10 protein-coding genes are annotated in these 9,707 nt (G+C 63.4%); 3 read left to right on the top strand and 7 right to left on the bottom strand.

From position 1 onward, the window contains the following. Nucleotide 1 precedes the first annotated feature (1 nt). Nucleotides 2–1,366 (top strand): FtsX-like permease family protein, encoded by a 1,365-nt coding sequence (locus AC5RVB_RS09140; protein WP_494142560.1) that lies wholly within the window; start codon nt 2–4, stop codon nt 1,364–1,366. Nucleotides 1,367–1,592: 226 nt separating this feature from the next. Here AC5RVB_RS09140 and AC5RVB_RS09135 read toward each other — a convergent pair whose 3' ends face one another. Beyond that, nucleotides 1,593–2,255 carry a Cap15 family cyclic dinucleotide receptor domain-containing protein gene (locus AC5RVB_RS09135; protein ID WP_494142536.1) on the bottom strand — a complete coding sequence of 221 codons (663 nt, stop codon included), beginning with the start codon at nt 2,253–2,255 and terminating at the stop codon, nt 1,593–1,595. After that, nucleotides 2,252–3,139 (bottom strand): nucleotidyltransferase domain-containing protein, encoded by an 888-nt coding sequence (locus AC5RVB_RS09130; RefSeq protein ID WP_494142535.1) that lies wholly within the window; start codon nt 3,137–3,139, stop codon nt 2,252–2,254. The genes AC5RVB_RS09135 and AC5RVB_RS09130 overlap by 4 nt, the downstream gene beginning before the upstream one ends. Nucleotides 3,140–3,551: 412 nt before the next feature. Here AC5RVB_RS09130 and AC5RVB_RS09125 point away from each other — a divergent pair, with 412 nt between their 5' ends. Then, nucleotides 3,552–3,851 carry a hypothetical protein gene (locus AC5RVB_RS09125; protein WP_494142534.1) on the top strand — a complete coding sequence of 100 codons (300 nt, stop codon included), beginning with the start codon at nt 3,552–3,554 and terminating at the stop codon, nt 3,849–3,851. A gap of 562 nt (nt 3,852–4,413) precedes the next feature. On the opposite strand, the gene AC5RVB_RS09120 is transcribed toward AC5RVB_RS09125, so the two are convergent. Further along, the gene (locus tag AC5RVB_RS09120) at nt 4,414–4,791 is read right to left on the bottom strand and encodes a VOC family protein (RefSeq protein ID WP_494142533.1); all 378 of its coding nucleotides are present in this window, start codon (nt 4,789–4,791) and stop codon (nt 4,414–4,416) included. Nucleotides 4,792–4,929: 138 nt separating this feature from the next. Further along, a complete protein-coding gene (locus AC5RVB_RS09115) occupies nt 4,930–5,736 on the bottom strand; it encodes a PIG-L deacetylase family protein (protein ID WP_494142532.1) in 807 nt (268 codons plus the stop codon). 125 nt (nt 5,737–5,861) lie between these two features. Between AC5RVB_RS09115 and AC5RVB_RS09110 the strand changes: the two genes are divergently transcribed. After that, nucleotides 5,862–7,313, top strand: coding sequence for a lipase maturation factor family protein (locus AC5RVB_RS09110; RefSeq protein WP_494142531.1), 1,452 nt, complete (start codon nt 5,862–5,864; stop codon nt 7,311–7,313). Here the strand turns inward: AC5RVB_RS09110 and AC5RVB_RS09105 are convergent. From AC5RVB_RS09105 to AC5RVB_RS09095, 3 genes are all read right to left on the bottom strand, one after another. Beyond that, entirely contained in the window at nt 7,288–8,070 is a 783-nt protein-coding gene (locus AC5RVB_RS09105; RefSeq protein WP_494142530.1) for a pullulanase X25 domain-containing protein, read from the bottom strand. The two genes, AC5RVB_RS09110 and AC5RVB_RS09105, sit on opposite strands and share 26 nt — an antisense overlap. Before the next feature lie 100 nt (nt 8,071–8,170). Next, nucleotides 8,171–8,902: a lipoate--protein ligase family protein gene (locus tag AC5RVB_RS09100; RefSeq protein ID WP_290244961.1), complete on the bottom strand. Its 732-nt coding sequence runs from the start codon at nt 8,900–8,902 to the stop codon at nt 8,171–8,173. Between the two features lie 3 nt (nt 8,903–8,905). Then, nucleotides 8,906–9,691, bottom strand: coding sequence for a thioesterase family protein (locus AC5RVB_RS09095; protein ID WP_227927704.1), 786 nt, complete (start codon nt 9,689–9,691; stop codon nt 8,906–8,908). Nucleotides 9,692–9,707 lie beyond the last annotated feature (16 nt).

Here is a 9,707-nt window from a genome sequence, read left to right as displayed (position 1 = left end):
CATGGTTCATCTCGTGCTTTCCGAACTGCGGCATAACCTCAGACTCTGGCTTGGCGCTTTCATCATCATCTCCGCTGCGGCTCTCTTCCTGACCCTGTCCGCAGGGATCATCTCCACAGGACTGACCCTGCGGGGAACAGGTCAGATTAGTGCGAAGGACTTTGAAGGAATCGTAGGGTTTGCAGCCACACCAGCAGCCCTGACTACAGTAACCACGGCGGTGGTCATCACCTCGGTAGCCCAGCTCACCGTCAGCGAACAACGCCACTCGTATGCGTTGTGGCAGCTTGCGGGAGTGCTGCCTCGAAGAGTGACCGGTGTTGTGATGCGGCAGCTGGCCGTAATTTCGCTTCTCGCAGCTACCGCAGGTGTCCTTGCGGGGTGGCCATTGGTTAGCCCTCTGTTCGATTGGTTAGGCGCACGGGTGCCGTCTCTGGCGGGCCTGGATTCCTCCCTATCGCCGGCCGCTGCGGCAACCGTCGTCGCGTTCTCAGTTCTGCTGACTCTTACTGCGGGCCTCAGGCCAGCCCGGGCCGCGGGAAGAACGCCGCCGATCGTGGCGTTGCGTTCCCCTGAAACTCTCCGCGGCGTGGTGAGCGCCGTGCGTTGGATATGGTGCGCACTTTTAGTCTTTGCAGGAGTGGGACTGAGCATGGGGATCCAATCGATCCCGTTGCCCGGGATTGGTTCCAATGGTTTCCTCATCCCTTTCCTGTTCGGATGCGCCGTCGCCTGCGCCGGTCCCGCCGTTGTCCCGCTCGTCCTGAAAAGCTGGACAGCTGCTTTTCCGCCCGCACTCTCGTCAGTCTGGTTCCTGGCCCGCAACGCCAGTCGACACCGCGTTGGGCAAAGCGCGAGCACTGTAGTGCCACTGAGCCTGGGCCTCATTCTTGTATGTTCCTTTATGAGTGTCTTTACGATGTTCCAGCAGGCACTTAGCCTCACCTCCGGGACCCCAGGCCCTCCCGTCGACACTGCAGGAAATCTCCTGATCTACGGGGCCCCTCTGGTCTTGGCCACTTTGGCAGCAGCAGTCACCGTGTTCATGTCCGGGCGGGCCCGGGAGCGTGAGAATGCCCTGGTCCTTGCTGCTGGAGGCACCACGTCGACGATCGTGATCACCGCCATGCTGGAGGCTGTTATTTACACAGCCACGGCGGCCATACTCAGTCTGCTTGTCCTCATTCCTACACTGGCAACTGTCTGGGCCGCCATGAACAGCATGGTTCCGGGCACACAGTTTGTGATCAGTTGGACACCCTGGGCCGCGGTGGCCGGCGCTGGGCTGCTTGCTTTACTCCTCTCGACAGTCATTCCCACCCTCTACTCAACGAGGTCCAGCATTCAGGCGGCGCTTAGCGGCTAAGCCAAAGGGATATTGCCCCTCCCTTTAGTTCCACCACTGCGGCCCAAGAGTTCCTCCGCTTGACGTCCCGTAAGTCGGTAGTTCCTCGCGACGCCTAGCAGCGTCGGACGACGCACCTCAGGATTCATGTTTTAGGGATCCTCAAACAGGCGTCAATGCCCGGCCAGATGACTAGGGAAGCAAAGGGCTGAATCGGAGTATCCGTTAGAACAGCATCACGTGACAGTCAGATATGGTCCAGCACACCATCAGGGGACACGCCCTCGTTCAGCTTCTTCAAAGCTTCTTCTGCTTCCTCGAAGTCTTCGGCAAGTTTCTTCGATCGTTTCGTCAGCTTCAGCTGACCCTTCGAGTCACGGTCGCTCCAGTAGCCACCCTCTAGGCGTTTTGCAGGCGAGCCAGTGGCAGAAAGTACGGCTGACCCGTGGTGAATAGCGCTGCGTCCTCGCACCTCCAGGCGCGGCTTATTCGTATAGAGGTAGTACAGCACCCAGGAGCCGTCTTCTTCAGCCACACGTGCAACCGACGATTTCGAGGTGGACTCATCCGAGATAAGCGTGACAGAGGCGGTGGAGCTCGTCTGCCGAATCACTACGTAGACGGTCTTGGCCGGTGAAGACGTACCGGTCGAGGGATCAGTCCAAAACGACTCGAGAGTGGCCGCCCAGGTACCGCTTAAGTTGCGGCTTACCCCAGGGATCCACTGCACGAGTTTCCACTTCCAAATCCATTTATCCCAGACAAAAAGCAAAATCGTGCATGTAAGCACAGCGATGGAGAAAAATCTTAAAAAACTCGTTTCCGGTGTACCAGTGGTGACCCATGATCCGATGACAAAGACTGCCGCAATAATGACTGCGATTACTCGGATAAGAGCGCCGTTAATCATTTAAACTCCATATAATCCCAAGCGTCGCTCGAGAACTTGTGAATCTGTGCGCGAGTCCACTTCTGGGTAGCGTGGAATAAGAACTTCGACCCGTTTGCTTCCAGCCAGCGATTATCATCCGACTCATCCCGGATCGTGTGGTTGAAGATTTCTGCCAAGCATCCGCGCATGGTACCTCGCCAGGTGTCTCGCTTGAAGTACTCTTCGGGGCAGTTATAGATGAGGCACTCGAGCAGATAAGACGGAACCTCTTCGGTCAGGCCCTTCGAGACGAGCTCATTTTCGAGGCGCTTGAGGATACGCACGGTTTTCTTGTACGAGCCGTTGGTGCGAACGTTCTTGGCTTTGCCTTCCTCAAGCTGGAGCTTTGGGTAGTTCACGATGGATGTTCCATCCTTCTTGAACACTCTTGTGCCCTCGCGATACGTACCGTCTGAGAAATAAAGCTTGTACATGAACGACGGCACCACGTCTGCGTTGACTCGTGCTGAACTCGCATCGACCTCGAATGCAGTTGACCCTGCGGTGACGGAGCCCGGAAACTTCTTTTCGAGAGCTGCAGCCACCTCTTTCCTCAGCTTGTCTGGGCTCCAGGGGCCGGTATATGGATTCCCGGATGGGTGACCCCCCTTGGCAGGATCGTGCTCCTGCCAGTAGCAAACATCTCTGCACTCGACGACGACATCGACGTCGCTGTCCGACTTCACATTCGTGTTATTTGCATACGATCCTTTCGCATAAATTGAAAAATCGTTTCGATATCCGTCAAAGCCATCGTGTTCGTTGATGGCTTCGCGAATCATGCGTTCAGTGCGCTCCTGCTTCTCTTTCTCTGTCGGGCTCGAAGGACCCGTCCATCCGGCTAACTTCTCTTCAGTAATCATCGTGATCCTTCGTACTCACTGTCGAACATCTACTCTGTCAATACTCACATGAGCGTCCGCTTTAACGGCGAACACCGCGGGGCCTCGTTAAGCTGTCTGCCGCCAAGTCCGAGAGAAGAGCGGCGAGATTGACTTACTCCAGCTCAGCGAGAAAGCAATTGCGGATGTTCAGATGCTTCACATTCGTTCAGGTCGGCTACTCCACCCTGGAGTAGCTGCTGCAGCCCAGTTGATGATCGGTAGCTCTTGAAAACGGGAGTGAACGACCGCGCTCCCACAAGTACTTTGGTGGGTTTCCAACAAAAGGAATCAGTGGTACCACGACATTTAATTGCAGGTGTCCAAGTACTCTGCGGTAAGATCGCCCCGTAGCAATTGCCGGCACATTGAATAATCAACGTCAGGAACATAAATGTTCAGTTCAAAAAATCAAGAGCCCGAACCGCAGCGAAACCCTTTGGCGGAAATCGAAACGGCCGATCTGAGGCGCGCCGAGAACGCCAGCGAAATCCTATTCGGCCTAGCCCGCGTCCTGGAGGAATATGGGCAGAATCAGGACGTGACGAAATACGTGCGTTCCGCTGCTGATGCGGTTCGCGATATTACCGATCTCGACACTGAGCGGCGGGATAAGGGCGAGCGGGACAGTGTCTTTGGTGCGTGGGAACACAGCAGTGAAATACGCCGTGCGTTGCGGTTGACGGATAGCTAGACCCTTGCGGGGGGTGCAGGCATTGCGCGACGGCCGCCCCCCCCCCCCAGGTGCAACGGACAGGAGCGGCGACTGCCTGCCGTGGTGCCCTTTGGAAGGAAGTAAAAGAGGTAATAGGGCTAATGCCGACGGAGGATGTAGCGGAGCCACTGCCCCGGCAGATCGCCTTGTAGGCCGCGGAGTGCTGGCGGCCGGCTGTGCCCTGGCGGCCGGCCGCCGGCTGTCCTGATTGTTGGCAACCCTCACCCACGACCTCGGCCACCCCGGCTGCTGCGAACAGGGGGATGGCTCCTGGGGTTGGTGCCTGGTAGCTTGCAAGCGGCGCCACAAAGCTGGCTGTGCCCCGCCCGTAAGCCGGTCCACCACCGCTACGGTTCCAGAGCGCCCACCAACGCCTAAACTCGCTATATCGGCCGCATGAATTCCAGTAAGACTCGCCCACAATAGCGCCCGGTGAGGGCAGCTAAAACGCTACAGCCCTACAGTTGCTGGGGGTCTCCCTGCCTCCAGACACACCCTGCGGACCCTTAGCGGCAGGGCCCCTGTCAGCCGCGGAGGAAGGTCAGCCGTTGCTTTCGGCAATCTGGATAAGGTTGCCCACGGTGTCGGAGAAAACCGCCGTCGTCACCGGTCCCATCCGGGTGGGCGGCTGCGTGAAAGCCACGCCCAGGTCCGACAGCCGCTGATATTCATCCTCCACGCTGTCCACGGCGAAAGACGTGAACGGGATCCCGTCCGCTGCGAGGGCCTCCATGAACGGTGCGACGGCGGGATGCCCGGCCGGCTCGAGCAGCAGTTCCACCCCGCCGTCCTCCCCCGGCACCCCCACGGTCAGCCAGCGCGCCCCGCCCGCCGGCACGTCCTGCCGCGGTTCGAAGCCCAGCACACGGGTGCAAAAATCCAGTGCCCTGTCCTGGTCGTCTACAAAAATGCTGGTCACTACAATCCTCATGTATGTTCCCTGCCTGTTCGGGTTTTCGGGGCCGGCTGGCCGGCGGATCCGGGTGTGCACGGCCAGTATCCGGCTTCGCACGCAAAGGCGGGAGGGTGGACGGCGGGTAATGTAGTTCGGCGCAGCCTAGTCCAGCCCCTCGAAAACATCACCGAGCACCGGCGCCCCCGGTGGCCGCGGCGGCCATGCGATGACCAGCGGCTCTGCCCCCGACGTCCGCGTCCACCCCGCGTCCTCCTGCGCGTCCGAAGGCACGCCCGGGGACACTGCGTAGCGTTGGGTGCGGTGTTCCATCAGCCCTGCCACCACCCGCCCCGCGACGCTTCGGACGTCCACCTCGATCCCGATCAGCTCGTCCGGGACCGGACGCAGGTCATACACGCGGGCCTCGTTCCAGGGCTCCAGGCCGTGCCGGATACGGCCGCGGTTCCAGCGTTCCCAAGTGGAGCGCCGCATGGCGCCGTGCAGCAACCGCCGCAGCCCCGGTCCGCCGTCGGTACGCAACAGCTCGAAGGCTGCGTCGGTGGCAGCGCCGACGGCAATGTGATCGGGATGACCGGTGATCCCATCCGGACCAAAGGTAGCCACGACGTCGGGCCGTTCCTGCGCCAGGATCCCGCCGATGCGTTCCACCAGCTCGGTGCGCGGGACATCGCTGAGCGTCCCGTCGTCGTAATCCAGCCATTCGTGGCGGTCCGGAGGGCGGCCGTGCGCGGTCCACGCGGCCTCCATTTCCCGGCGCCGGACCTGGCCAAGCGGCTCATTCAGGGGAGGATAGGCAGGGTCTACTCCTCCTGCACCGCCGTCGGTCGCGTGGATGAGGACAAACCGGAAACCCGGATCGCGTTCATGCAGCGCCACCGTTCCAGCGAGTCCGTACGCGTCATCGTCGGGATGGGCGACGACGAGGGCAAGAACATGGGAACCACCCATGCCGGCACCTCCTGCAGTCCGCGGTTCCGCCACCGTTCCAGCCTAGGACTTCCTCCGCAGTCCGGCAGGGGTTTCCCGAAACCGGTTCGGGTATTCCGTTGCGTCGGGAGCTAGGCTGGACTGCCATGGAGTGGTTCAGCGCCGGGGGCGATGAATTCGCGCGGCAGGTGCTGCAGCGCGGAATCGCCGCCGTCTTCCTGATCGGGTTCCTGAACGCGGCCTTCCAGTTTCCGGCCCTGCTGGGGGAACGCGGCCTGCTGCCCGCTCCCCTGTACCTGGACCGGATCAGGGGCCGCGGTATTCCCACACTTTTCCATTGGCGCTACTCGGACCGTCTCCTGCTCACTGTGGCCTGGTCCGGGGCTGCGGTCTCCGCCCTGCTGGTGGCCGGAGTGCCGCAGTCCGGGCCGTGGTGGCTGCCGATGGCGGCTTTCCTGCTGATCTGGGGGCTCTACCTGTCCATTGTGAACATCGGCCAGACCTTTTACGGCTTCGGCTGGGAATCACTGCTGCTGGAGGCGGGATTCCTGGCTGCGTTCCTTGGGTCAAACGACGTCGCAGCACCGGTGACGGTGCTCTGGCTGTTCCGCTGGCTCGTCTTCCGGCTGGAATTCGGCGCCGGGCTGATCAAACTGCGCGGCGATAGGGTCTGGCGGGACCTTACCGCCCTGTACTACCACCACGAGACCCAGCCCATGCCGAACCCGGCCAGCTGGTTCTTCCACCACCTGCCCAGGCCCCTGCATCGGATCGAGGTGCTCGGCAATCACTTCGCCCAGCTGGTGGTGCCCTTCTTCCTGTTCTTCCCGCAGCCGGTGGCCTCGGTTGCCGCTGCCGTCATCATCCTCACCCAGCTGTGGCTGGTGGCATCCGGCAACTTCGCGTGGCTGAACGTGCTGACCATCCTGCTGGCCTGTACGGCGGTCAGCGATTCCACCGTCCAGGCACTGCTGCCGTGGGCGCAGTTCGGTTCACCGGACCCCGCAGCCACACCGGCGGTGTTCGTCGTCGTGGTGCTCGCCGCCACTGCAGCGGTGCTCTACTGGGCCTGGGCACCGCTGAAGAATCTCTTCAGCCGCAACCAGCTGATGAATGCCAGTTTCAACCGCTGGCACCTTTCCAATGCCTATGGTGCCTTCGGCAGCATCACCCGGCACCGCAACGAGGTGGTCATTGAGGGCACCAATGACCCGCCGGGACCCGGCGCCCGCTGGCGCGAGTATGAATTCCGGGGCAAGCCCGGGGATCCGCACCGGCTGCCCCGCCAGTTCGCGCCCTATCACCTGCGCCTGGACTGGATGATGTGGTTCCTGGCCCTGGGTTCCTACGGCGCCTGGTTTCCCGAACTTCTCCGGAAGCTGCTCGCCGGGGACGCACGGACCCTGCGCCTGTTGCGCAGGGACCCGTTCAACGGCGAACCGCCCCGCTGGATCCGGGCGCAGATGTACCGCTACCGTTACTCCACTGCCGCGGAACACCGCAGCGAGGGTGTCTGGTGGGTGCGCGAACCGGCCGGGATCCTGGTGGATCCGATCGAAGGTCCGGGGCCGGTCAGGCGCCGACCTCCGGCTTGGTAAGAACCGTGTGCGTGGCGTGGTCGTAGAGGAAGCTCAGCGGACCGCCGGCATGCTCAATCTGGATGTTCCCGCCGTCGCGGTGTGCTCCGAATCCGTAGTTTTCCGCCCAGGAACCGTTCAACGCCACCTTGTACTCGTAGCTGCCGGCAGGCAGGTCCAGGGTCAGCTTCCACAGTTCGTCATGACGGTCAAAGCTGAACGTTGCTCCGGCCGGATCCCAGTCGCTGATACCCAGGGCGCTGCCGAAGCTGCCGGCAAGGGCAACGGATTCGGGCTGCGGGAAGGACGGTTCGTAGCCGTTGCCGCTGTCCTGATGTGAACCATTCGGCTCAGCGGGCACGGTGGGAACGGAAACTGCGTCCCGCACCACGTCCTCCAGCACTTCCGCTGCGGGCGGGGTCTTCCGCGCTGCCGACGGGGCGGCGCCGTTGCCCTGCAGGGCGGCGGCGAGCCGGGTGGGTTCGGGGAAGTCCACCAGCGCCTGGCGTCCTCCGCTGGTGATGCTCCAGCCGGACCGGCCTTCCTTGAGGATCCAGCCGGCTTTGACGAGCTTGGTGGTGGCGTTGACCAGGGCGCGTTCCCCGCGGGTGGTGCCGCTGGCCAGTTCTTCGGCTTCCCGCCCGGTCAGCGGGACGCGGTGCAGGGCGGCGGAGATGACCGTTCCCCGGCTGACCTTGCCGGACGGGTCCTCTGCAGCGAGGATCTCGAGGACCGCCCGAAGCCGCAGTGCTGTGTTTTCAACGGTGTCTGAACCCAATGGAAATCCTTTGTGACGTGTGTACTGATCAGCCTGCTGTCAGTTTCCTACCCTAGTCCGGGCACTTCCAGGCGGGAAGCACCGCCGGGCCGGTGTTGCGTCACATCACCTGCCGCAGCGCCTCGAAATCCCCGCCCGCCAGGCGGGCGTACCCGCCGTAGGCCTGCAGGACCGCGTCTTCCACGTCCGCCACCGACAGGCCGGGCACCAGGTCCCGGGCGGCGCCGGCGGTCCGCGGATCCCAGCCCAGTCCCAGTTCGGCATAGCAGTCGGTCAGCACCCTGCGCAGCGGGGTCCCGTTGCCTACCACCAGCACCGTGGAGAACAGCCAGGCGCCGGCCACCACCCGCTGGGCGGTGCCGGCGAGCTTAATACGCTCCCCCGCCGGGCCCTCGCCGTACACGGTGAACTCGCCCGGACAATACTCACCGGGGATTTCGCCGACGCCGGTCTTCAGCCCGGCCTTCTCCAGTGCCCCGGCCAGCAGGACGCCGAAGTCCGCAAACCGGCCGCGCGAGCCGGTGAGGGCGTCGGCGTCGGGTTCCACATGGTCCAGGACCAGACAGTCGGAGTGGTAGGCGGCGGCCCGCCCTCCGGCTTTGCGGACCAGGGGCTCAAAGCCGTGACGCCGGCAGGCAGCCTGGGCGGCGGCGAACCCGGGCAGTTTCGCGTCCCGCTGCCCCAGCGCCACCGTGGGGCGGGGCCGGTAGATCCGCAGGGTGGGTTCCAGCGCCCCGCGGCGGGCGGCATCGAGCATCGCCAGCGCGAAGTCCAAATCCGCGGCGGCGCCCAGCGATTTCTGCTGGCGGACCACCGTCAGGGCGCCGGACACTGTCTAGGCTCCGCCGAGCGGCCGGACGGTGAGGATCTGCTCGCTGCGGCCGAACGGGCCGTGCTCGTCATGCAGGATGGCCGAGGTCAGCCCGATGCCGTCGGTGCCGAAGGTAACCTGCGTGTCCAGGCCCAGCCATTCACCCACCGGGTCGCGGTGCAGGTGCAGCTGCAGGTCCACGTTGGGGAACATGTAACTGTCCCCGCCCGGCGGCACACGGGTGGAAATGCCGTTGGCGGTGTCCGCCATGCCGATCAGCCGGACCAGGTCGGAGGTGGGCATACCCTCCACCATCTCGTGCGGGGTCCGCAGCCAGGCCCGTCCGCGGCCGGGGCGGAGCCCGGGCAGGGCACGCATCTCCACCGATTCGATGAAGGCGCCCGGCCATGCGGTCAGGCCCTCGCGGGTGCCCGCCTCGGCGGGGCCGGGCATGGTCCCGTCCTCCACCGCGGCCACCTCCGACGTCGTGCCCCGGGCCAGCCGCCATGCCGTCGCCCGGACCGCGGTGCGGCCATCCGCGACCATTTCGGCCTGCAGCAGTTCGATGGTGCGGCCGGGGCGCAGGAGCGAGGTCTTCACCTCGAACGTGCTACGCGGAATCAAACCCAGGATGTCATAGCTGATGCGGGCCATCCGCAGGTCCGGCCGCGGCTGGAACTGCTCCAAGCAGTGCGCCAGCAGACCCGAAATGGGAGCCATGTGCTGCTCCTGCGGGTTCCAGGCACCCTGGGTGTGGATGGTTGCTTCATAGACGCCGTTGCCCAGTGAGCGGTAATACGATTCAGCCACGTGCTTTGCTTCTCCC

This window comes from Arthrobacter sp. Y3225209, assembly GCF_059090685.1.
This window is presented reverse-complemented; position numbering and strand designations above follow the sequence as displayed.